General features: G+C 58.5%; 18 protein-coding genes and 1 rRNA gene. 14 read left to right on the forward strand and 5 right to left on the reverse strand.

Annotated features, from left to right (window positions below; genetic code table 11):
• Nucleotides 1-91 (forward strand): 5S ribosomal RNA (gene rrf, locus ACTM82_RS03685); the annotation flags it as partial.
• Nucleotides 92-205: 114 nt separating this feature from the next.
• Here the strand turns inward: rrf and ACTM82_RS03690 are convergent.
• A complete protein-coding gene (locus ACTM82_RS03690; protein ID WP_441054479.1) occupies nucleotides 206-676 on the reverse strand; it encodes a hypothetical protein in 471 nt (156 codons plus the stop codon).
• Between the two features lie 274 nt (nucleotides 677-950).
• On the opposite strand from ACTM82_RS03690, the gene ACTM82_RS03695 reads away from it, so the two are divergent.
• A complete protein-coding gene (locus ACTM82_RS03695; protein WP_427728790.1) occupies nucleotides 951-1382 on the forward strand; it encodes an Hsp20 family protein in 432 nt (143 codons plus the stop codon).
• A gap of 101 nt (nucleotides 1383-1483) precedes the next feature.
• Here ACTM82_RS03695 and ACTM82_RS03700 read toward each other — a convergent pair whose 3' ends face one another.
• Nucleotides 1484-2293: an MBL fold metallo-hydrolase gene (locus ACTM82_RS03700; RefSeq protein ID WP_441054481.1), complete on the reverse strand. Its 810-nt coding sequence runs from the start codon at nucleotides 2291-2293 to the stop codon at nucleotides 1484-1486.
• Between the two features lie 48 nt (nucleotides 2294-2341).
• On the opposite strand from ACTM82_RS03700, the gene tilS reads away from it, so the two are divergent.
• The 5 genes from tilS (at nucleotide 2342) to ACTM82_RS03725 (ending at nucleotide 9083) form a co-directional block, all read left to right on the forward strand.
• A complete protein-coding gene (gene tilS, locus ACTM82_RS03705) occupies nucleotides 2342-3880 on the forward strand; it encodes a tRNA lysidine(34) synthetase TilS (RefSeq protein WP_441054483.1) in 1539 nt (512 codons plus the stop codon).
• A 148-nt stretch (nucleotides 3881-4028) separates the two neighbouring features.
• Nucleotides 4029-4577 carry a hypoxanthine phosphoribosyltransferase gene (gene hpt, locus ACTM82_RS03710; protein ID WP_154517754.1) on the forward strand — a complete coding sequence of 183 codons (549 nt, stop codon included), beginning with the start codon at nucleotides 4029-4031 and terminating at the stop codon, nucleotides 4575-4577.
• 1 nt (nucleotide 4578) lies between these two features.
• The gene (ftsH, locus tag ACTM82_RS03715; RefSeq protein ID WP_427719758.1) at nucleotides 4579-6726 is read left to right on the forward strand and encodes an ATP-dependent zinc metalloprotease FtsH; all 2148 of its coding nucleotides are present in this window, start codon (nucleotides 4579-4581) and stop codon (nucleotides 6724-6726) included.
• A gap of 185 nt (nucleotides 6727-6911) precedes the next feature.
• Complete coding sequence (locus ACTM82_RS03720; protein WP_154517761.1) at nucleotides 6912-8096, forward strand: pyridoxal phosphate-dependent aminotransferase; 1185 nt, start codon at nucleotides 6912-6914, stop codon at nucleotides 8094-8096.
• Nucleotides 8097-8261: 165 nt separating this feature from the next.
• Entirely contained in the window at nucleotides 8262-9083 is an 822-nt protein-coding gene (locus ACTM82_RS03725) for a phosphatase (protein ID WP_154517764.1), read from the forward strand.
• A 63-nt stretch (nucleotides 9084-9146) separates the two neighbouring features.
• Here ACTM82_RS03725 and rlmD read toward each other — a convergent pair whose 3' ends face one another.
• Nucleotides 9147-10595, reverse strand: coding sequence for a 23S rRNA (uracil(1939)-C(5))-methyltransferase RlmD (gene rlmD / locus ACTM82_RS03730; protein ID WP_441054485.1), 1449 nt, complete (start codon nucleotides 10593-10595; stop codon nucleotides 9147-9149).
• Nucleotides 10596-10932: 337 nt separating this feature from the next.
• On the opposite strand from rlmD, the gene ACTM82_RS03735 reads away from it, so the two are divergent.
• The 4 genes from ACTM82_RS03735 (at nucleotide 10933) to ACTM82_RS03750 (ending at nucleotide 15759) form a co-directional block, all read left to right on the forward strand.
• A complete protein-coding gene (locus ACTM82_RS03735) occupies nucleotides 10933-11793 on the forward strand; it encodes a transporter substrate-binding domain-containing protein (RefSeq protein ID WP_441048882.1) in 861 nt (286 codons plus the stop codon).
• A gap of 138 nt (nucleotides 11794-11931) precedes the next feature.
• Entirely contained in the window at nucleotides 11932-12585 is a 654-nt protein-coding gene (locus ACTM82_RS03740) for an amino acid ABC transporter permease (RefSeq protein ID WP_154517772.1), read from the forward strand.
• A 52-nt stretch (nucleotides 12586-12637) separates the two neighbouring features.
• Complete coding sequence (locus ACTM82_RS03745; protein ID WP_195838601.1) at nucleotides 12638-13387, forward strand: amino acid ABC transporter ATP-binding protein; 750 nt, start codon at nucleotides 12638-12640, stop codon at nucleotides 13385-13387.
• Between the two features lie 296 nt (nucleotides 13388-13683).
• A complete protein-coding gene (locus tag ACTM82_RS03750) occupies nucleotides 13684-15759 on the forward strand; it encodes an elongation factor G (RefSeq protein ID WP_441054487.1) in 2076 nt (691 codons plus the stop codon).
• Nucleotides 15760-15891: 132 nt separating this feature from the next.
• Here ACTM82_RS03750 and ACTM82_RS03755 read toward each other — a convergent pair whose 3' ends face one another.
• Nucleotides 15892-16875 carry a DNA/RNA non-specific endonuclease gene (locus tag ACTM82_RS03755; protein ID WP_441054489.1) on the reverse strand — a complete coding sequence of 328 codons (984 nt, stop codon included), beginning with the start codon at nucleotides 16873-16875 and terminating at the stop codon, nucleotides 15892-15894.
• A gap of 119 nt (nucleotides 16876-16994) precedes the next feature.
• Nucleotides 16995-18005, reverse strand: coding sequence for a LacI family DNA-binding transcriptional regulator (locus ACTM82_RS03760; RefSeq protein ID WP_441048885.1), 1011 nt, complete (start codon nucleotides 18003-18005; stop codon nucleotides 16995-16997).
• Between the two features lie 411 nt (nucleotides 18006-18416).
• Here ACTM82_RS03760 and ACTM82_RS03765 point away from each other — a divergent pair, with 411 nt between their 5' ends.
• From ACTM82_RS03765 to fsa, 3 genes are all read left to right on the forward strand, one after another.
• A complete protein-coding gene (locus ACTM82_RS03765) occupies nucleotides 18417-19889 on the forward strand; it encodes a PTS fructose transporter subunit IIC (protein ID WP_441054491.1) in 1473 nt (490 codons plus the stop codon).
• Nucleotides 19890-20033: 144 nt separating this feature from the next.
• Nucleotides 20034-21308, forward strand: coding sequence for a class II D-tagatose-bisphosphate aldolase non-catalytic subunit (locus ACTM82_RS03770; RefSeq protein WP_441054493.1), 1275 nt, complete (start codon nucleotides 20034-20036; stop codon nucleotides 21306-21308).
• Between the two features lie 218 nt (nucleotides 21309-21526).
• Nucleotides 21527-22210: a fructose-6-phosphate aldolase gene (fsa, locus tag ACTM82_RS03775; RefSeq protein WP_117757862.1), complete on the forward strand. Its 684-nt coding sequence runs from the start codon at nucleotides 21527-21529 to the stop codon at nucleotides 22208-22210.
• Nucleotides 22211-22265: the final 55 nt, after the last annotated feature.

Genomic DNA, 22265 nt, shown 5'->3' on the forward strand with positions numbered 1-22265 from the left:
CGCCCGGTCCCGTTCCGAACCCGGAAGCTAAGCCCCATCGCGCCGAGAGTACTGCGGGGCCAGCCCGTGGGAGGCCAGGGCGCCGCTGACCGGTGGACGGCACCGAGCCGTGCGCTTGGACTGAGAAGGGGGAGGCCTCGCGGCCTCCCCCTTTTTTGCGTTTGGGCGTTGTAAACCTAAAGCCTCTACGGCTTAATTGTCTTTTCTATTTGAAGAAAATAAAACGAATGACCAGCGCGATTGCCGCGATGGCAATGATCAGGAGCGCGATTTGGAGCCGGTGCTGTTTGCGTCGTCTGCTAGACGATATAAATATCGATTTTCCTTGCTTCGGCGTCTCTAAATAGCGGGCAGAATGCGTTAGGGTCTGCTTAGGGCGAGGCTCTCTTCGTTGTTGCTTAGCGGGTTTTCGGGCCTGCTCCTGGTTGTATGCGCTGTTTTTGGATAAGGGGGCATCTTTGAGATACGCCGATTCGCTCGGTGCGACGCCCATGTGTTTGCGACCTGATTGAGATTCTTCAAGGGTTTGATAACGATTGCGAGTTACATATTCAGGCTCTGTATCGTCAATAGGCTCTTGGGAAATATGGGGACGATGGTAGCGTATGGTCTGCGGATAGGTTGATTTATCGTTCTGCATCTGATCATACGAATTGTCGGAGGCTTGATCGTCCATGATGCCCTTAGGTTGTCATTAATATTGTGTATACGCTCATTGTAAGCCCCAGCTTTGTTTAGCTAGGGCACATTTGGTATTTAAGGCACGGTTCAAAGAACCTTGACCTCATTAAACCTTAGTCACATAGACTTAGATATGCTTATAGATAGAGACTCAAAAAACTTTATATCAATATGTATATATAAGAAATGGATGGGCATATATTAAAGCGTCAAAAGAAGTCCCTGCCACCTAGAAGATGGCTCGGCAGTCCCTTAAAGGAGTGGTAGTCATGGCAAGCATGGTTCCTTATCGTTCGGTTTTTGGTGTTCGTCCCTCTGCTAGCTCGTTGTTCGATCTGTTTGATGATATGACCGATCTGGCAAATAACTCGATCGCCTCCAAGGCGTTTCCCGTTGATGTTGAGGACAAGGGCGACGGTTACGAGGTCAAGGCTTATTTGACCGGCGTCGCGAAGGACGACATCGACGTTGAGCTTAATGAGGGTCGTCTTTCCATTAGCGTGAATGTTGAGGAGAGCGAAGAGAATAAGGACAAGAACTACCTGCAGAAGGAGTTTTGCTCTTACAGCGCGACGCGCGGTGTGTACCTGAAGGATGCTTCGAGCGAGGGCCTTTCTGCAAAGTATGCTGACGGCATCCTTACCGTTACGGTTCCTAAGATTGTCGAGAAGAAGAACGTTACGAAGATTTTCATCGACTAACGTTATCGGCCATTAACATCGGTGCCTGAGCTAAGGGGGCTGGGAAGCGATTCCCGGCCCCCTTTTCTATTTGAGACAGCCTACTGAATATTTGAGACAGCCTACTGAATGGTCATGGGCCGATATTGCCCGGCGGGACGTATTGTGAGTTTATGTGGCCCCTCAACGCGGGTGGCGGTGCTACCAAGCTCGTTGTCGAGTGTTGCCCCAAGTGAGCTTGCGTAGCTTTTGACGGTAAGGCTTGGGCGATTGTTGTCTTGGCTAATGTGCATCGCGATAAGCTGCTCGGTGCGATCGGTTACCAGCGCGCGTGCGGCATCGGCGGCCTGATCGTTGGAGAGATGCCCTTTTGCAGACAGGATGCGTTCCTGAAGAAAGCGAGGATAGTCTCCTTGACTCAGCATGGCTACATCGTGGTTGCTTTCGAGCGCAAGAATGCGACAGTCCCTGAGCGTATCGATGGCATGCTTAGACAACTCGCCGGTGTCGGTGGCAAAGCCAACCGAATCACCCTGGGTATCAAAACGGTAGCCGACAGGATTGACGACGTCGTGCGATGTCGAATACGTTTGAATGTGGACCCCGGCAATAGAGAGGGCGTCACCTGGGTCGAATTCCTCAACAGACAGATGTGCGAGGCTTTCCTTTGATGCGAGCGTGCCTCTGCTGGAAAAGACCGGTCCGTTCCAATGTTTACACCACACCTCAAGCCCCTTAATGTGGTCGCTGTGCTCATGGGTGACAACGAGGGCGGACACGTCGTCTGCCGAAAGGCCGAGCTCAGCCATGCGTTTGAGCGTTTCGCGGCGGGACAGTCCGTCATCGACCATAATGAGCCCCTGCGGGCCCTCGATGAGTGCGCAGTTGCCTTTAGAGCCGCTGCCGAGGATATGAAGGTGCAGGCGAGACATAAGATTCCAAAGGATACAATGAGTGCTGACGAATAGAGGAGGAAGCGAATGCCAACGGTATCACAGCATTACGGACACCATGCCGTACCCGGGGCAGTCGATGAGACCCGGACGAGGCAGCAGGCTGCTCCTGTGGTGCTCATGGTATCAGGCGGTGCGGACTCGACGGCACTGCTTCTTATGGCGTGCACATCAAAGCTGGATATCCAAGATGGACGCGGCGTTGCCCCCATTGCTCGCGAGCGCCTACATGTGCTTCATGTAAACCATCACCTGCGAGGCAAGGCATCCGACGGCGACGAGGCCTTTGTGCGCGAGCTCTGCGCACAATACGGCTTACCGCTGTGCGTGGAGCACGCCTATTTTGATGGGGAGTCGGGCAATATCGAGGCGGCTGCGCGCGAGGTGCGTTATGCCGCGGCGCGAAGGTATGTTCGTGAGCTTTGTGCCAAGATGGGGACGCCGAGAACGGCGGCGCGCATCTGTACTGCCCATACCTCTTCAGACCGCGCGGAAACATTTTTGATGAACGCCATTAAGGGGTCGGGCCCTGCTGGGCTCTCGAGCATTCCCCGCCGAAGGAATATTGTGGTACGCCCCTTGCTCGACCTAACTCATGGCGAGCTTGTGGGCTATCTGCAGGTGCATGGTCAGCCGTGGCGCGAGGACGAGACCAACGAAGATATCTCGTATCTGCGAAACTACGTTCGCCACCGGGTAATGCCAGTGCTGGCGCAGCGTAATGCGAGCGTGTGCAAGACGATTGGTGCCGCCTGTGAGATCTTGGGTGATGAGGATGCGTTTCTATCCCAGTTGTCGGCACAGGCGTTTCGAAGCTGCCTGCGCAAAGAGGCAGCGGGCGCGCTGGTGCTTGATGCCAGACGCCTTGCTGCGGCCGAGGTGGTAATCGCGCGGCGCATCGTGCGACTGGCGATTAAACGCATCGATCCGGACGCTCGCCCAGAGATGCGCCATGTGGAGCGAGTCCTCTCCTGTGTTGCCGAGGGTGCGGGTTCGGTTACGCTTCCGGCGGGGATTGACGCACGTGTTGAGTTTGGCATGCTGGCGTTTAAGGCGCCGGCGGCTCGTGAGGGCTTGGTTGCGGACTGGATTACCATACCCGGCCGTATGTCGTTGGGCGGGGGATGTATGCTGGTCACAGAAGCGATATCCGTTGAGCCGGGATGCGATATCGTGCGCCGCGCCCGTGAGTTTGCGGCTGCTGGGGAAGTGGCAGCTTTGGTGGACGCGGCTGCCCTGGGTTTTGCCAACAGCGATAGCGAGCGGATCTTGGCGGGCTCGCGCGGCGAGGTTCCTGCCGAGGGGCGATTGGCGCGCCTGTGGGTGGACGGTCCCGCACCGGGAGACGTGATGTGCCCGTTAGGCATGAGTGGCCGAAGCAAGAAGGTATCCGACTTGTTGTGCGAGGCTCGTATTCCCGTTTCCGAGCGCACCGGCGTGCCCATGGTAAGGACGGCACCGGGGGGTGTCGTGGTGTGGGTCGCCGGAGTTCGCGCGGACGAACGCTTTAAGTGCACGGCGGCGACGCGTGTGGCCTATCTGCTTCGCGTGGTTGACGCGGATTAGCCCCTCGCACCAGTTTTTCTGTGCGGCGTTGACGGTATTCCCGCGCTGATGGTGCACGGGCTGGAAAATATACCCCGTGCGCTGCTAGAATGTGTAGTTCGCGTCCATACGGCGGTGTGTGGGCGATTAAGCACAAGAAAGGGTTGTCATGGCTTCTCAACATCCGGATATCGAGAAGGTTCTGTTTACGCAGGAGGATATCGACGGTATCGTCTCTCGCCTGGGCGAGGAGATTACGCGCGACTACGCGGGTAAGGATCTGGTGCTGATTGCGGTCTTGCGCGGCGCCGTGGTCTTTATGGGCGACCTGATGCGCAAGATCGAGCTGCCGACCAATATCGATTTCATGGCCGTTTCGAGCTATGGCGACGGTGTGAAGTCCTCGGGCATCGTGCGTATCATCAAAGACCTTGATATCGATATCCGCGGTCGTGACGTGCTGATCGTTGAAGACATTCTGGACTCGGGCCTGACGCTCAAGTATCTGATGAAGAACCTTGAGAGCCGCAAGCCCGCTTCTCTGGAGGTCGCCGCCTTCCTGTGGAAGGACGTTGAGGATCGCATCTCGGCCATTACGCCCAAGTATGTTGGAACCCATTGCCCCGATGCCTTTGTGGTGGGCTACGGCCTCGACTATGCCGAGCGCTATCGCAACCTTCCGTATCTGGGCATTTTGAAACCGGAGGTTTATTCGTAAGATGCCCGACGACCGTAACGACTACAATTCCCAGACACCCCGGGACCCTAAGATTCCGGGGATGCCCGGAGGCAAGAAACCCACACGTACGGGCTGGCTGTATTTTCTTTTGGCTTGCGCACTTCTGGGCTACGCCTTCTTTAATATGGGCTCCGGCTTTGCCAGCTCCAGCAATACCGTTAAGCTCGCGACGAGCGAGATGGTGAGCGCTATCAAGCAGGATCGCGTCGAAGATCTGACCTATACGGTTCAGGACGGAAGCGTGACGGGTCATTACTGGAAGGCGAAAAAGGACAAGGGCGACACGAGTGAGCTCAAGAGCTTTTCCTCGACCTATGTCGGCTCCGATTCGCTTGCCGAGCTCATGGCGGAGCATCCCGACACTAAGTACATCGTCAACACCAACGACCCCGATTTTTGGGGCGACTTGGCGATGAGCGTACTGCCGACGATTGCCCTGATCGCCATCATGTTCTACTTTATGCGCCAGATGATGGGCGCCAATAATAGGAACATGCAGTTTGGCAAGACCAACGCCAAGACCAACGAGGCTACGCGTCCCAAGGTCAAGTTCGAAGACGTTGCCGGCGTGGACGAGGCTGTTGAGGAGCTCGAAGAGATTCGCGATTTCTTGAGCGATCCGGACCGTTATCGCAAGCTGGGTGCCAAGATCCCGCGCGGCGTTTTGCTGGTGGGCCCTCCGGGTACCGGTAAGACGTTACTGGCCAAGGCCGTTGCCGGAGAGGCCGGTGTCCCGTTCTTTAGCATCTCGGGCTCTGACTTTGTCGAGATGTTCGTGGGCGTCGGCGCCAGCCGCGTGCGCGACCTCTTTAAGGAGGCCAAGTCTCAGGCTCCGTCGATCATCTTCATTGACGAGATCGATGCCGTGGGACGTCAGCGCGGAGCCGGTCTGGGCGGCGGTCACGACGAGCGCGAGCAGACGCTCAACCAGCTGCTGGTCGAAATGGACGGTTTTGAGGAAAGCGAATCGGTCATCCTGATCGCCGCGACCAACCGCCCCGATATTCTGGATCCGGCATTGCTGCGCCCCGGTCGTTTTGACCGCCAGGTTACGGTCGACCGCCCGGATGTGAAGGGGCGCGAGCAGATCTTGCGCGTGCATGCCGAGAACAAGCCAATGGATGAGGACGTTAAGTTTGAGAAGCTCGCCCAGATGACCGTTGGCTTTACCGGTGCCGATCTGGCAAACCTGCTCAACGAGTCCGCACTGCTTGCCGCTCGCCGTCATCGCTCCGTGATCTCGATGGACGAGGTCGAAGAATCGATGGAGCGCGTGATTGCAGGACCGCAGCGCAAGGGGCGCGTGATGACCGAAGCCGAGCGCACCACGATTGCCTACCACGAGAGCGGTCATGCTCTGGTGGGTCACATCCTGGAGCACTCCGATCCGGTTCACAAGATTTCGATTGTCAGCCGCGGTCAGGCTCTGGGCTATACGCTGCAGCTTCCGCAGGAGGATCACTTCCTCAAGACCAAGAACGAGATGCTCGACGAGCTTGCCGTGTTCTTGGGCGGTCGCGTTGCCGAGGAGCTCATGTGCGATGACATTACATCGGGCGCGAGCAACGATCTGGAGCGCGCGACCAAGATGGCGCGCGAGATGGTTACGCGTTTGGGCATGAGCGAGGAGCTGGGCACGCAAGTGTTTGGCGAGGCACAGCATCAGGTGTTCCTTGGTCGCGATTATGCCGATCACCAGGATTACTCCGAGGAGACGGCGCGCCGCATCGATATCGAGGTTCAGCGCATCATGCGTGAGGCCCATCGCCGTGCTGTTGAGATTTTGGATGCCCGTCGCGATCAGCTCGATCTGATGGCGAAGGTGCTGCTTGAGCGCGAGACCGTCGAAGGCGACGCCGTGAACGCCCTGCTCGACAACGACTGGGATGCCTACCTTGAGCGCGAGGGCGACATTCTGGCAGCCAAGGAGGAGCGCAATGCCAAGGCGGCCGGCGTGCCGACCAAAAAGCGCGCGCCTCGTATGAGCGAGGAGGAGCTGGCGGCTGATGCCGCAGCTTTTGCGCAGGCGGCCATGCAGGAGGATGCCGAAGTCGCATCCGATAGCGCTGACGATGTCGAGGCTGCTGACACAAAAAAGGCCGATGGCGACACCGAGGCCGACGAGTAATCTTTGTCGTGAGAGCCTCCGCGGGGAAACCTGCGGAGGCTTTTTTGAGCGATATGGGGCCATCTGTTGATTGGGGACAGACTTAAATGAGCGTTTTCACGCATTTAAGTCTGTCCCCAATTAACATTGCTGCGGTACTTTGCTTGACTAAAGCGTACAATACCGCCTATGCGAAAGGGGAACAGATGATCAACGAAACCATGTTTGCTCGCGGCGCGGAAAGCTCTATCATCCGCGAGATCTTTAGCTATGGACTTGAACGCAAGGCACAGATCGGTGCGGAGAACGTATTCGATTTTTCGCTGGGCAACCCGAGTGTTCCGGCGCCCGCTGCCGTGGCGGAGTCCATCAAAAAGGCCTTGGAGCTGCCGAGCGACCAACTGCACGGATACACGCCCGCACCAGGCCTGCCGCAATGTCGTGTCGCTGTGGCCGAGTCGCTCAACCGTCGTTTTGGCACGAGCTATGAGGGTAAAGATGTCTTTATGACCGTGGGTGCGGCGGCTTCGCTCACCTGCACGCTCAACGCTGTTACCAATCCCGGTGACGAGGTCATTGTTATCGCCCCGTACTTTCCGGAGTATCGCGTGTGGATTGAGAAGGCCGGCTGTACGTGTGTCGAGGCACCCGCCGATGAAGACACGTTCCAGCTGAGCGTGGGCAACGTGCTCAAGGCGATTACTGATAAGACGGCGGCCGTCATTATCGACTCGCCCAACAACCCGACCGGTGCCGTATATACGCGCGACACGCTGACGCGACTGGCCAATGTTCTGCGCGAGGTCAATGCCAAGCGTGATCCCGAGAATCCGATTATGCTCATCTCGGATGAGCCGTACCGCGAGATCGTGTACGGTGCCGAGGTGCCCTGGGTACCCTCAATCTACGAGAACACCGTCGTGTGCTATTCGTATTCCAAGTCGCTGTCGCTGCCGGGTGAGCGTGTGGGTTGGATTTTGGTTCCCAACACCAATCCGCAGGCTGCTCGCCTTATGCCGGCTGTCGCCGGTGCCGCCCGTACACTGGGTTTTGTGTGCGCACCGGCGCTCTTCCAGCGCGTGATTATCGACTGCATCGATGAGCCGAGTGATGTCGAAGCCTATGCTCGCAACCGAACGGCGCTCACCGACGCATTGGCGGAGTACGGCTACACCTACGTTGAGCCGGACGGCGCTTTCTATCTGTGGGTGAAGGCGCTCGAGCCCGACGCAAACGCTTTTTGCGAGCGTGCAAAGAAGTACGAGTTGCTCGCGGTGCCTTCGGATAGCTTTGGCATGCCGGGTTGGTTCCGCTTGGGTTATTGCGTGAGTTACGAAACGATTATCAATTCGCTACCCGCTTGGAAACAGTTGGCGGACGAGTATCGTTAAAAGCAGAGCGCTCTGCCTACAATGTTTTACGTGAAACGGGGTTTGGTGTTAAACCGGACCCCGTTGTCATGGACGTTGTGTCTTTGGGATGGAGCGGTTTTACGACTATCGAAGGCTATGCGTACAATGAATATACGCGACGGCCATACCAGATAAGGAGACCTGATGCCCTACCTGCTTTCCTGTGACATTCATACCCATACGATGTTCTCTGCGCATGCATATTCGACCATTGAGGAGAATGTGTACTGGGCGGCAGAGCGTGGCCTGCAGGTGCTTGGATCTGCCGACCATCTGAGCTCTATGGTTACGGCTTGCCCCAATGACCTGCGCAGTTACCAGTTCTTTATCAACCAGGATATATGGCCGCGCATTTGGAGCGGCGTGTTGGTGCTGCGTGGCGCCGAGGCCGATATCGTTTCGCTGGACGGAAGTCTGTTTGGCGAGGACACTCCTGTCACGCTCGATATTGCCGGCGATTCGTACAGCCGTCAGCATTCGCTGTTCGATCGGGTTACGCGTAATTTGGATTATTTGGTTGCAAGCGTGCATAATCCGCAGTTCGCTGAAGGCGCGACGCTGGCCCAGACGACCGAGATGTATATCAATGCTCTGGAGCACCCCAAGGTGTTTATGCTGGGGCATACGGGTCGATCGGGCGTGCCGTTCGATATCGACGAGGTGTTGCTTGCTGCTAAGGCTAAGCACAAGATCATCGAGATCAACAATCACAGTCTTGAGCATGGCGCGGATGCCGAGCATTGGGACGTGTGCCGCAAGATTGCCGAGCGGTGCGCCGAGCTGGGCGTGGGAATTGGCGTCTCGACCGATGCGCACATTGGTATGGCAATTGGTAAGCTCGACCAAGCGCGCAAGATGCTCGACGAGATTCACTTTCCGCTGGATTTGATCGTGACGCGCGACCGCGAGACGCTACTGCGCGAGATGGCGGCAGCCGGCGTGTGTGACCTGCGCAAGAGGATGTAGCGGAGTTCATAAACCAAGTAAGGGGGCGGCCCAGACGGGTCGCCCCCTTCTTGTACCGGTGGATTAGCGGCGCTCGAGGACCGCTACAGTTTCGGTGTGGTCGGTATGGGGGAACATGTCGACGGGCGTGATCTTGAGCAGGCGATAACCACCGTCGAGGAGCTGGTGCAGGTCACGCCCTTGGGTCACAGGGTTGCAGCTGATATAGGTGATGCGGCGAGGTCTAAGCGCGCAGGCGGCTTCGAGGAACTCGGGGGTAGAGCCGGCACGCGGCGGATCGATGGAAAGGACGTCGATGCGCTCGTTGTTGTCGGCGGCATCTAGGATGTAGTCGGTGGCATCGTCGGCCATAAACCAGGCGCTGCGGGTAAGACCGTTGAGCTCGGCGTTGCGGCGTGCGTCGGCAATGCCCGCCGGGTTGCGCTCCACGCCAAGTAACATGATGCCGATGCCCTTGTTCTGAGCTTCTTTAGCTGCGCAAAGACCGATGGTGCCGCTGCCGCAGTAGGCATCCATGAGAACATCGCCCTGGTGCAGATCCATACCGTCGATAGCGAGCTGGTAGAGCAGCTCGGTCTGCTGCGGGTTGGTCTGGTAGAACGCGGTGGGGGAGATATCGAACTCGCAGCCGAGTAGCTGGTCGCGCATGCATTCAGCGCCATACACGATGTGGGTTTCCTCACCCAGGATGGCGTTGCCAGGGCGTCCGTTGATGTTTTGGGCGACGGTGACGATACGCGGATCGAGTGCGGCGATGGCCTCAAAGAATTCCTGCGCATGCGGCAGGTCGCGCTGGGCGGTAACGAGGGTGATCATGATCTGGTCGGTGCGCCAGCCGCAGCGAACGACGGCATAGCGAAGCAGGCCCAGATGCTTGTCCTCGTTAAAGGCGGGAATGTGCAGGCGCTCGGCCTCACGCGCAATGCCGTTAAGAATCTGACGGGCTCCCGGCGCCTCGACGGGGCATTCGGGAACAGCGACGATTCTGTGCGTGCCGCGCTCAAAAAAGCCGCAGCGGACAGCGCCCCCTTTGCCGGGGGCAAAGGGAGTGGCGGCCTTATGGCGAAAACCACGCGGCGCAGGATATTTGCCCGGGTCGCCCAGAGTAACGTCCATACCGCGAATGGGATCGACGGTTATGCCCTCACGCTCGCAAAGAGCAGCAAAAAGTTCATCCATAGCAGCCTGCTTGGTCGCCAGCTGCTTCTTATAAGGCCTGTTGAGCGCCGTGCATCCACCGCAAGCTTTCATGATGGAACAAGGCGACTTGGGATCAACGGCCTTATGAGCGGACCGGGACGACTCATTATGCGAGCGCTTGGAACGAGCTTGAGGTGCCTTACCCTCGCTCCGACGAGGGCTGGGACGCTTGGTCTTAGCCTTGCCCTTGGCCGACTTACCCTTCGTGTCCTGAGACGACTTGGATTTCTTGGAAGATTTTTTCTCCTCCGACCCCTCAGCCGCCTCGATCAAAGCACGACGAGCCTTACGCTCCGCACGAGATTCTGCCATCAATAACTCCACTAATTCATGAATTAAAGCTGCAAGTATTGTACCGTGCCAAGCCAGCAGACGATATGCAAGCGGTTTAATCGTGTCAGTGATAAGCCCAACGACGGTTGCCCGCCGCGTGAGGGGTGTGGGGGTTAAGTTTATCGCGAGTTCCGCACGAATAGGAGAGCACTTAATGTGCTCTCCGTCGTGAGCAGGACTGTAGAGCAGGAAACTTAACCCCACACCCCTCACGCGGCGGGCAAACTCGCCTTGTGCTCTATCACGCTAAAGTGTATGATTCTGAACGTTACATGACTCACTTTACTTAGCTAAAGTGCCATCAAGGGGGAATACCATGAATACCGATATGTCTCGTCGTCAGTTTGTTGGTCTAGCCGGCTCGCTCGCCACGGTGCTTGGCCTTGGTCTTGTCGGCTGCGGCGGTGGTGCCGACAAGGGTTCCACTGCCGGCTCTGCTGCGGCAAAGGACGCCAAGGGCGCTGTGGAGTCTAAGAAGCTCGTGGTGGGCTTTGACAAGTCCTATCCTCCGTATGGCTTTGTGGGCGACGATGGCGAGTACACCGGCTTTGATCTCGATTTGGCCAAGGCAGTTGCCGATAAGCAGGGCTGGGAGGTCAAGTACGAGGCCATCGACTGGGACGCCAAGGATACGCTGCTCAACTCGGGTGCCATCAACTGCATCTGGAACGGCTTTACCATGGAGGGCCGCGAGGATGACTACACGTTCTCCGAGCCGTACATGCTCAATGAGCAGGTGCTGGTGGTCAAGAAGGATGCGGGCATCAAGAGTTGGGACGACCTTGCCGGCAAGACCGTGATTACCCAGACCGATTCTGCCGCACAGGATGTGCTAGAGGGTGACCAGAAGGATCTGGCGGCGACGTTTGCCACGCTCGATACCATCGGCGAGTACAACACGGCTTTTATGCAGCTCGAGAGCGGCGCGGTCGATGCGGTGGCTTGCGACCTTTCGATCGCCCAGTATCAGCTTGCCGCCAAGCCCGATGCCTATACGCAACTTGACAAGCCGCTGTCCAGCGAGCACTACGCCGTTGGCTTTAAAAAGGGCGACACCAAGTCGGCCGACGCCGTGACCGAGTCGCTCAAGGCGCTCTATGAGGACGGTACAGTCAAGGACCTGTGCGACAAGTATGCGAGCTACGGTCTATCCTTCGACAACTGGGTTTTGAAATAGCCACAGCACCCAACCTTGCGGCTCCAACCCTCCTCGCGTACCAAAGTACGCTTCGTCGGGCTTGTCGCTCGCAATCTTGGGCACTGTGCCTATTTCAATTAACACCTGCTGTTCTGTTGCTGTGAAAGAGAGCTTGGGTTGTCTATTCAGGTCATGATGCAGATGCTTGGCCAGGGTTTCTTGGTCAGTTTGCAGTTGTTTGTGCTCACGCTGTTGGGCTCGATTCCCTTGGGAATTCCCGTGGCGTTTATGCGTATGAGCAGAATCGCGCCGCTGCGTTGGATTGCGCGCATCTACATTTCGGTCATGCGCGGTACGCCGCTCATGCTGCAGATGTTTGCCATCTACTTTGCTCCGTATTATGTCTTTGGTATTTCGCTCACGCCCGATTCCAAGTGGACAGCGTGCGTTGTGGCATTCATCATCAACTATGCCGGCTACTTTGCCGAGATCTATCGCTCGGGTTTGCAGTCTATCCCGCGTGGTCAATATGAGGCCGCCGAGGTGCTGGGTTACTCACGCCTGCAGACGTTTTTGTACATTGTGATGCCGCAGGTCGCCAAGCGCATTTTGCCGGCGATGGGCAACGAAATCATCACGCTGGTCAAGGACACGTCGCTGGCGTTTGCCATCGGCGTGGGGGAGATGTTCTCGACGGCCAAGGCACTGGTTGCCTCTCAAGTGAGCATGGTGCCGTTTGCGATTGCGGCACTGATCTACTGGGTTTTTAACTTTGTGGTCGAGATGCTGCTGGGCGCCGCCGAAAAGCGACTTGACTACTACCACGACTAGCCTGTTCCGTCGTGCTTTTCAACACATGGAGGTTCCCGTGTCCGGAACGGTAATGAATATAACGAGCGCGCGCAAGGCGTTTGGTGGCAATGAGGTGCTCAAGGATATCTCGCTCGAGGTAAAGCGCGGCGAGGTCGTGGCGATTATCGGACCTTCGGGCGGCGGTAAGTCAACGCTGTTGCGCTGCGCCACGCTGCTCGAGACGCTTGACGGCGGCTCGCTTTCGTTTGGTGATCTAGCCGTTGCGACGGATGCGGGATCGGGCACGGTGTATGCGAAAGGCGATGTGCCCAAGCAGGCGCGCTCGCGCTTTGGCCTGGTGTTTCAGAACTACAATTTGTTCCCGCACTATACCGTGATGAAAAACATTACCGACGCTCCGATCCGCGTGCTAAAGCGCCCGCGCGAGCAGGTCGAAGCACGCGCGCGTGAGTTGATCGCGCAGATGGGGCTTACGGGCAACGAGAACAAGGTGCCATGCGAGCTTTCGGGCGGTCAGCAGCAACGTGTGAGTATTGCGCGCGCCTTGGCGCTCGATCCAGAGATCTTGTTCTTCGATGAGCCGACCTCGGCACTCGATCCCGAGTTAACGGCCGAGGTGCTGCGCGTCATTAAAGACCTTGCCGCGCAGAATATGACGATGGTGATCGTGACCCATGCGATGCAGTTTGCGCGCGATGTTGCCGATCGCGTGGTCTTTATGGACGGCGGTCGCATTGTCGAGGAGGGTCCTGCCGAGCAGGTTATCGGCCATCCGCGCGAACGGCGCACGCGCGAGTTCCTGAGCCGTATCGAGGGCTAGGCTCAAGTAGACATTGAGGCGAAACCGCTGCAGGTCTTATGGCCTGCGGCGGTTTTTATTTGCGCCTATGGGGCTTAATAACCGCCTCAGGCGTTTGCCCTTCCTCTCGCCGCCCGTATTCATACGTGCGCCGAAAGGTGTGCATGGACAGTCGCCCGCGAGGGTAGGGTGGTGGCATAGGACATTTGGAGGGTGAGCCGGATCGGCTGCCGACCATGCTGCTCCCGGGACGGCATCGACCGCGAACTCTCCCCGTTGGCGTCGCGCATTGCGCGCGGCCCTGCAAGGAGGTCATCATGGGTGCTCCCAAGACCGGTAACGTAAGGAACGTGGTGCTCGTAGGCCAAGGTGGGGTGGGCAAGACTTCACTCGCCGAGGCCATGCTCCACCTTTCCGGCAAGACCGCCCGCCTGGGCGGCCACGACGGCACCAAGCCCACGCTCGACTATGACCCCGAAGAGGTCAAGCGTGCGTTTTCCATCTCGACGACCATTGCGCCGATCGACTGGAAGGGTGCGCGCATTAATGTGCTCGATGCCCCGTGCTACCCCGATTTTATCGGCGACGCCTTTGCCGCGATGAGCGTCTGCGAGACGGCTCTGTTTGTGGTCGACGCTGAGGCCGGCCCGCAGCCTACGACGGTTAAGCTCTGGTATGCCGCCGAGGACCTGCGTCTGGCGCGTGCGGTGTTCGTAAACCGCCTGTCGCGCTCCGAGGCCAGCTTTGCGACCACGATGGACCTGCTGCAGGAGCGCTTTGGCGCGCGCCTGGGCGCCGTGACCCTTCCCTGGGGCGAGGGCGAGGACTTTGACGGTATCATCGACCTGGTGCGCATGAAGGCGCGCCATTGCAACGGCGCCGAAGCCGTTGAGTCGGAGATTCCCGAGGAGTATCGTGCCCAGGCCGAGGAGGCCCATGACCATCTGTGCGAGCTGGTGTCCGAGGCTGACGACGAACTGATGATGAAGTACTTGGAAGGCGAGGAGACGCTGACGCAGGAGGAGCTTGAAGGCCTGCTGTCGAAGGCAATCGCCGAGCGCATCTTTGTGCCGGTCTTTGCGGGCGATTGCATTAAGGAGCAGGGCGTCAACTCGCTGATGGACGACATCGCCACGTACTTCCCGGCGCCGACGGACTACGGCGAGATGCCGCTCATCGACGGTGATTCGCTCAAGATCTCGAGCGACGATGACCGCCCGGTGGCGTTTGTGTTTAAGACCCTGGCCGATCCTCAGCAGGGTCGCATCAGCTTCATCAAGGTGCTGACGGGCACGCTTGAGCCGGGCCTTGAGCTGATCAACGCGCGCACACGCAAGAGCGATCGTCTGGCTCACCTGTATGTGATGTGCGGCCGCGACATGACTGAGGTTGGTCACGCCTATGCCGGCGATATCATCGTGGCGCCCAAGCTGGCGGCCGAGACGGGCGATACGCTCTCGATTACCGGCAAGGTCGAGGCTGCGGCGTTTAAGTTCCCCAACTCGCAGTACCGCATCGCCATCGAGGCCGAGAATCGCGGCGACGAAGAGAAGCTCTACACGTTTATCGAGAAGGCATGCAAGGCCGATCCGACCATGAGCATCGACCGCGACGAGGAGACCGGCCAGACCATCATTTCGGCGGTGGGCGAGGCGCAGGTTTCGGTCCTTCTCAATCGTCTTGAGGACCGTACCAAGGTCGCGGCCAAGAGCGTGCCGATTCGCATCCCGTATCGCGAGACCATTCGCCGCACGGCAACTGCCCAGGGCCGCCACAAGAAGCAGACCGGCGGCGCCGGCCAGTATGGTGACTGCTGGCTGCGCGTAGAGCCGCTCATTGGGCCCGACGGTACGAGCGACGGCTATGAGTTTGTGGACGAGGTCGTAGGCGGCCGCATTCCGCGCTCGCTGATCCCTGCCGTGGACAAGGGCGTTCAGGAGACCATGAAGGACGGCATCATTGCCGGCTACCCGCTTACGGGCATTCGCGTGGCTGTGTACGACGGCTCGTATCACAGCGTCGACTCCAACGAGATGGCGTTCCGCGCGGCGGCTCGCATCGGCCTGCGCAAGGCATGCGCCGATGCCGACCCGGTGGTGCTGGAGCCCATCGAGGAAATCACGGTGACTATTCCCGAGAGCTACGCCGGCGCCGTGATGGGCGACATCTCGGCCTCGCGCGGTCGCGTGACGGGTATGGAGACCGATGAGCGCGGAGACACCGTGGTCATCGCTCAGGCGCCTCTCGCCGAGCTGACGGATTACTCGACGCGTCTGCGCTCCATCACGCGCGGCACGGGCGACTTTACCATGAAGCCTGCGGGCTATGAGCAGGTGCCTTATGACGTTCAGGCCAAGCTGGTCGAGCGCTATGAGGAGGGCCGTGCCAAGTAGCGTTGGGCGTTGTCTGTAACATACATGCCGATGCAAGGGCCGCTCTGGGCAATCCAGGCGGCCCTTTTTGATCCCTGGCTGGGGGATGGAGGAAAACGGTTCATTTTAAGTTTTGGGGCAGCTTGGCCGCCCCTAGTCTCCCGAGGCCTGATTGCGGCCGGTAGCGTAGTCGATCTGCACATGCGGCTGCAGGTTGTAGCAGTACACGTGGAAGCACAGGGTCTTGCCGTGGTCCTCGACCGATTGCGCCTCAAGACGCACGCCACGGCAGACGAGTTCCTCTTCGTTGTACATGGGCGTGACGCGGTAGAGCACATGGTTGCCCGTATCGCGGATGTAGCCGAGAATCTGCTCCTCAAATGGCAGCATGCCCGTTTCGTTGAGATAACGCGTGCCGGTGAGGAGATTCTTGCGGTTGGCGTTTTCGCCGCAGAGCGACCAGGCGATGAGGTGACAGCGGTTGTAGAGGCTCTGGCCCGGAATAAAGTCGTAGCGTTGCTGGCGCCATCCAGCGGGATGGATACGCGAGATATCGCCGCGCTCGCCTTGACCGAGCGATTCGGGGCCCACGCAAGCGAGCGCTTTGCGGGTGCGGCCCAGGCTGTCGAGCTTGGAGAACTTCTTAAAGCAGCCCTCTTCGGCGGCGTGCTCGTATTCATCGAGCGTGAATGATGGTGTGCCCAACGGGTGCGTGCTGTCGGCTCGCAGGGCAACATAGGGGTTACCCGCGTAGTCAGGAATGCTGCTGAGGTATACGCCGCGGGCGCGGTCGAGATTGGGGTTTTCGACCTCGTCGATGGGGGTGGCGGCGCTGTCCGCGGAAGCGTCATCACCGGTGTCGGGTGCGACGGAATGTGGCTTGTCGCCAGAGTTCGGGCTGTTTTGGGAGTCTGTGGAGTTTGCCGTTCCCGATTCGAGTCGGGCAACCAGGTCTGCCTCGTCGTCGGTGCGGCTGGGACTCTCGTCTTGCTTCTCGGCCAGAGCCGCCGCCTGTTCATCACTTTGCGGCGAGAGCAGTCTGGGCGCCCCGTCGAGCGATCCCGTAAACAGCGCAAATCCCAGCACCACAGCGGTGCCGATAGAAAGTGCTTGCTTGTAGGCGGACTTGCGCGACATGGTGACTCCTGGACGGACGGTTGGGAGTCTACCAGTCTAGCAGGAGCCGCCGAGGGCCGTTCTATCGAACAAATACTTAAGATTTGGGACAAACGCTACGGATTCATTTGTCCCGCGGTCTAGATCGAGGTAGAACCGAGCCAATTGAGTTTGCATTCGAGAATACGCTGCTCACCGGGCGTGCTGCTGCCATCGAGTAGCGCGAGGAGCATCTCGGCCGCCTCTCTGCCTTCCTGGTCGACGGGCTCGATGATGGTGGAGACGGTCGGCGTGGTGAGGTTGGTCCAGTCTTCGCAGTTGAGTCCCAAAAGGCCGATTTGCTGCGGAAGCAGATGGGCCATGGGCTGGAGGGCCTTGTAGACACGGGGAAGTGCCCACTGATTTTGCACGAAGATAAGGGTTCGCTTGGCGGGGTTGAGCTTGTATTTAAAGTACTCGGTAAGCTCACTGACCGACGGCTTGTTGTGGTCGATGGAAATCGCTTTGTAGAGCTGTCCGTTCGCTGCCAGCGCCTCGGCATACCCCTGAAAACGCTCCATGCGGGTGCGCATTTCGGTCATGTTGGCGGCAATGGAAAAGAAATCTTCGTAACCGGCGTCGAGGAGTACCTGCGTGGCGTTGTACACACCGTCGTAAAGGTTGGTCTTGATCCAGCTGGTACCTGGGCTATAGATGGCCGCATCGAAAAAGACGACCGGCTTGCCGGCGCGTCTAATGCGGTCGTGCACGGCTTTGAAGTTTGCCGTGGGCTGGATGATAAAGCCATCGACGCCCAGCGAGAGCATTTTGTCGACATACATGAGCTCGGTCTCGGGGTTAAAGTTGCTCGTGCAAACAACCGTCTGGTAGCCCGCGGGGAGCATGACCTGCTCCATGCCGTTGAGGACGAGGCCCGCCCATTTGTTGGTGTTATCCAAGATGATGATGGCGATGACGCGGGTCTGTTTGCCGGTGAGTGTTTGCGCCTGGGCGTTGGGGACGTATCCCAGCTCCTTTATAACGCGCGCGATCTTTGCCTGCGTTTTGTCGCTGAGCTTGTCTCGTTTGTCGTTGAGGTAATACGAGACGCTGGCTGTTGAAGTTCCCGCCTCGCGGGCGACGTCTGCGATCGTAACGCGCTGTTTGGTCACAGCGACTCCTTCCGACAAATTGCGTTGTTTGGCGCGGTGGTTCACGTTCGGGTTGCGGGCACACGATTCTGCCTGTCCTTTCACCCTTTCATGAGTATGCAACAATACCGTATCCGTGGGGTCCGAAATTCGTGGCGGTTATGCAAGCCTGCCGTCTACCGAGAAATCTAAATACTTCTTGACTTTTAAAAAAGAGATCAAAAACGCAGGATTCATTTTTGGTTAAACGCATAACTAAATTGCATAACCAACGCTCTGACCTGCGCGTTTACCGAAATAAGCTGGTATTAAGAAAAATGAGCACCTATATTGGTCTTGTCGAAAAGACAGCAAGTCCAAACGGCAGGGGATGCTCCGGAGGCCTCCGCAAACGGTGTCTTGCGCACGCAACTCTATGAAAAGAGGGAAGCAATGAAGATCGTAGGCGTTGCCGCCTGTACCGTGGGTATCGCCCACACGTATATGGCCCAGAAGGCGATTCAGGATGAATGCGCCGCCCGTGGCATCGAGTGCAAGGTCGAGGCTCAGGGTGGCCTGGGTATCGAGAATGAGCTCACGCAGGAAGACGTGGACTCCGCCGACCTGGTCCTGGAGTCCGTCGACGTGGGTGTCGAGAACGAGGACCGTTTTGAGCAGAAGATGGCCGAGGGCAAGTTCCTCAAGGTCGGTACTTCCGATGTGATTGCCGATCCGGTCAAGATCATCGACCAGGCTGTTGAGATTATCAAGGCGACGGGTGGCGCCGTTGACGCGCCCAAGGCCGAGGCCAAGGCAGAGAAGAAGGCCGTCTCCGCTGCCCCGCAGGCCCCGACACCGGCGTCCAAGCAGTCTATCTTTGCCGATCCTGGCAAGACGCTGCTCAATGCATTCAATACCGGCGTTTCCTATTTTATCCCCATTGTCGTTATCGGTGGCGTGTTCCTCGCCTTCTCGTTGGCATCCGGTACCGCCGGTGCTAACGGCATGGAGGTCACCAACCCGTTGATGGTGAGCCTTAACACCATCGGTATGGCCGGCATCTCTATGATGATTCCGGTGCTTGCGGCATACATCGCTTACTCGATGGCCGGCAAGCCCGCGCTTGCCCCCGGTTTTGTCCTGGGCTACTTGGTCAACAACGCCGTCGTCACCCCGAGCGGCAACAGCGTTTCGACCGGCTTCTTGGGCGCCATGATCATGGCTGTCATCTGCGGTTACTTTGTCCGCTGGATGAAGACCTGGAAGGTCAACAACACCATCCAGACCATCATGCCGATCCTGATCATCCCGATTCTGACCTCGCTCGTCCTGGGCATGGCCTACATCTACATCCTGGCCACGCCGCTTGGCTTTGTGATGGATTGGCTCACCAGCGTGCTCGGAAGCCTGCAGGGCGGCTCCGCCGTCGTCCTGGGCCTGGTCATTGGCGTTATGACCGCCTTCGATATGGGTGGTCCCGTCAACAAGACCGCTTCGACCTTTACCATGGCCATCATGGCCTCCGGCATCTACGGCCCCAACGGTATGTTCCGCGTCGCTGTCGCCATTCCCCCGATTGCTTGCGGCCTCGCTGCGCTCATCGCCAAGAACAAGTTCGATGACGCTGACCGTCAGATGGGTATCTCCGCACTGTTTATGGGCTGCATCGGTATTACCGAGGGCGCTATCCCCTTCGCGGTCAAGGATCTCGGTCACACCCTTCCCGGCATCTGCATCGGTTCTGCCGTGGGTGCGGCGCTTGCTGCCTTCCAGGGTATCGACTGCTACGTCCCGCACGGTGGCTTTATTGTCGCCCTTGCCACCAACAACGTCGCGCTGTTCTGCCTGGACATCGTGATTGGCTCCATGGTCGCCGCTGCAATCCTGATTGCCATGAAGCCCACGCTCGATAAGCAGGCCAAGTAAACCTTTAAGGACTCCGGTTGTGCGGAGGGATGGATTTGACTTCGCACAACCGCCCCTACACAACAAAATCCATCCGTACTGATAGGGCCCGCATCTGGGTCCCAGGGAACTTTTGTCAACAATCCTCTGGAGAAGGAGAACAAAATGTCCAACCTCACCATCCGCCAGGCCGTTCAGGGCATGCTCAAGCTGCAAGACAGCGGCGATCATGCAACCATGGTCGGTATTGGTCCCATGAGCCCCAACCTGATTCAGGCTGTGTTCGAGCTTGCCAAGGACGAGGATTTCCCGCCCATGTTTATCGCCAGCCGCAACCAGGTCGATATGGACGAGATGGGCGCCGGCTACGTCAACGGTTGGGACCAGAAGCGCTTTGCCGCCGACATCAAGAAGGTTGCCGACGAGGTGGGTTACACCGGCCCGTACTACCTGTGCCGCGATCACGGCGGTCCGTGGCAGCGTGACGAGGAGCGTAACGCCCACCTGCCCGAGGACGAGGCCATGGAGCTCGCCCGCAAGTCCTTCGTCGCCGACATGGAGGCGGGCTTTGACCTGCTGATGGTCGACCCCACCAAGGATCCCTATCAGATCGGCAAGGTTATTCCGCTCGACGTGGTGCTTCGCCGCACGATCGATCTTATCGACTACCTTGAGCAGTACCGTCGCGAGCATAACCTGCCCGAGGTCGCCTATGAGGTCGGTACCGAGGAGACCAATGGCGGCTTGACCTCTACCGATAAGTACGAGGAGTTCATTTCTCAGCTGCAGCCCGAGCTCGAGAAGCGCGGCTGCCCCATGCCCACCTTTATCGTCGGCCAGACCGGCACGCTTACCCGTTGGACCGAGCAGGTTGGCCATTACAACTTTAAGAACGCCCGCGAGCTCGCCGACATGGCAAAGCGCTACGGCGTGGGCCTGAAGGAGCACAACGCCGACTACCTGGACGACGCGACGCTGCTCGAGCACATTCCGGCTCACGTGACCGCTTCCAATGTCGCCCCTCAGTACGGCACCGAGGAGACCCGCGCCTATCTCAAGCTCTGCGCTACCGAGCAGATTCTGGTCGACAACGGCCTGTGCGACGATCCCTCCGACCTGTATCACGCGCTGCTGGTCAAGGCTATCAAGACCGAGCGCTGGCGCAAGTGGATGACCGGCGATGATGTCAACCTGCAGGTTGACGACATTCTGGCCGACGACGAGCTCAGCCTGAAGATTCTGGATGTCTCCGGCCACTACGCGTTCAACGATCCCGAGGTCAAGGAGCAGGTCGAGAAGCTCTATCGCAACCTCGCTGCCCAGAACATCGACGGCAAGCGCTTTGTGATCGAGCACATCAAGCGCCCGATTAAGCAGTACGTCGTCGGTCTTAACCTCAAGGGCGTCACGAGCCGCATCGAGAAGGCTCTCGAGGACTAAGTAGTTCCGGCGTTTTGACAAACGCCGGACCGGTCGACGCTGCGCGAGCATCTGCCGGGCAATCTGGCGCTCAAGCCGTCGCTCGCGTACCAAAGTACGCTTCGCTCCTCTTTCGCACCACCTTGCCACGGCAGCTGCCCGCTCGCTGACGTTGGGTCGACCAGTGATTGAGCCGTTGTCCTTAGATTGCTAGCTATTCATTCGAAGGAGTTTGTACCATGAAGTTCTTTATCGATACCGCCAACCTTGACGAGATCGCCGAGGCCAAGAGCTGGGGCTGCCTTGCCGGCGTCACCACCAATCCGTCCCTGTACGCCAAGACCGGCGGTAAGCTCGCCGACTTTGAGCCCCATATGCTCAAGATTGCCGAGCTCTGCGAGGGTCTGCCCGTGTCTGCCGAGTCCACCGCGACTACTGCCGAGGGCATGATCGAGGAGGGCAAGCGTCTTGCCGCCCTGGCTCCCAACATTGTGGTCAAGCTCCCCGTCTGCGAGGCCGGCCTCGCCGCCTGCCGCGCGCTGGCCGATGCGGGCGTGCGCGTCAACATGACGCTCGTCTTCTCGCCGACGCAGGCCCTCATGGCCGCCAACGCCGGCGCCCGCTACATCAGCCCGTTTGTGGGACGCTTCGATGACATCGCCGAGGACGGTATCTCGCAGCTCGACAACGTTGTGACCTGCATCAAGAACTATGACTGGACCGGTAAGAACGTCGACGACACCGTCGAGATCATCACCGCATCCGTCCGCACGCCCAATCACGTGACCCAGGCGGCGCTACTCGGTGCCGATATTGCGACCGTCCCCATGGCCGCTCTTAAGAAATGCCTGCATCACCCGCTGACCGACCAGGGCCTTGCCTCGTTCGAGGCCGACTGGAAAAAGGTCGTCGAGGCACAGTAACGATGGTTCTGCCGGCCCAGCATTTGTTATGCCGGGCCGGCGTGCTCAAGAGAGG

The organism is Collinsella sp. HCP3S3_E5 (assembly GCF_052067635.1).
Classification (GTDB): Bacteria; Actinomycetota; Coriobacteriia; order Coriobacteriales; family Coriobacteriaceae; genus Collinsella.

Bases quoted from the DNA above. Each gene is read 5' to 3' on its own strand.
- fsa (WP_117757862.1), top strand. From the start codon at position 21,527: ATGAAGTTCTTTATCGATACCGCCAACCTTGACGAGATCGCCGAGGCC.
- ACTM82_RS03725 (WP_154517764.1), top strand. From the start codon at position 8,262: ATGCCCTACCTGCTTTCCTGTGACATTCATACCCATACGATGTTCTCT.
- ACTM82_RS03745 (WP_195838601.1), top strand. From the start codon at position 12,638: ATGAATATAACGAGCGCGCGCAAGGCGTTTGGTGGCAATGAGGTGCTC.
- ACTM82_RS03755 (WP_441054489.1), bottom strand. From the start codon at position 16,875: ATGTCGCGCAAGTCCGCCTACAAGCAAGCACTTTCTATCGGCACCGCT.
- ACTM82_RS03770 (WP_441054493.1), top strand. From the start codon at position 20,034: ATGTCCAACCTCACCATCCGCCAGGCCGTTCAGGGCATGCTCAAGCTG.
- tilS (WP_441054483.1), top strand. From the start codon at position 2,342: ATGCCAACGGTATCACAGCATTACGGACACCATGCCGTACCCGGGGCA.
- ACTM82_RS03695 (WP_427728790.1), top strand. From the start codon at position 951: ATGGCAAGCATGGTTCCTTATCGTTCGGTTTTTGGTGTTCGTCCCTCT.
- ACTM82_RS03720 (WP_154517761.1), top strand. From the start codon at position 6,912: ATGATCAACGAAACCATGTTTGCTCGCGGCGCGGAAAGCTCTATCATC.
- ACTM82_RS03765 (WP_441054491.1), top strand. From the start codon at position 18,417: ATGAAGATCGTAGGCGTTGCCGCCTGTACCGTGGGTATCGCCCACACG.
- ACTM82_RS03690 (WP_441054479.1), bottom strand. From the start codon at position 676: ATGGACGATCAAGCCTCCGACAATTCGTATGATCAGATGCAGAACGAT.
- ACTM82_RS03700 (WP_441054481.1), bottom strand. From the start codon at position 2,293: ATGTCTCGCCTGCACCTTCATATCCTCGGCAGCGGCTCTAAAGGCAAC.
- ACTM82_RS03750 (WP_441054487.1), top strand. From the start codon at position 13,684: ATGGGTGCTCCCAAGACCGGTAACGTAAGGAACGTGGTGCTCGTAGGC.
- ACTM82_RS03735 (WP_441048882.1), top strand. From the start codon at position 10,933: ATGAATACCGATATGTCTCGTCGTCAGTTTGTTGGTCTAGCCGGCTCG.
- hpt (WP_154517754.1), top strand. From the start codon at position 4,029: ATGGCTTCTCAACATCCGGATATCGAGAAGGTTCTGTTTACGCAGGAG.
- rlmD (WP_441054485.1), bottom strand. From the start codon at position 10,595: ATGGCAGAATCTCGTGCGGAGCGTAAGGCTCGTCGTGCTTTGATCGAG.
- ftsH (WP_427719758.1), top strand. From the start codon at position 4,579: ATGCCCGACGACCGTAACGACTACAATTCCCAGACACCCCGGGACCCT.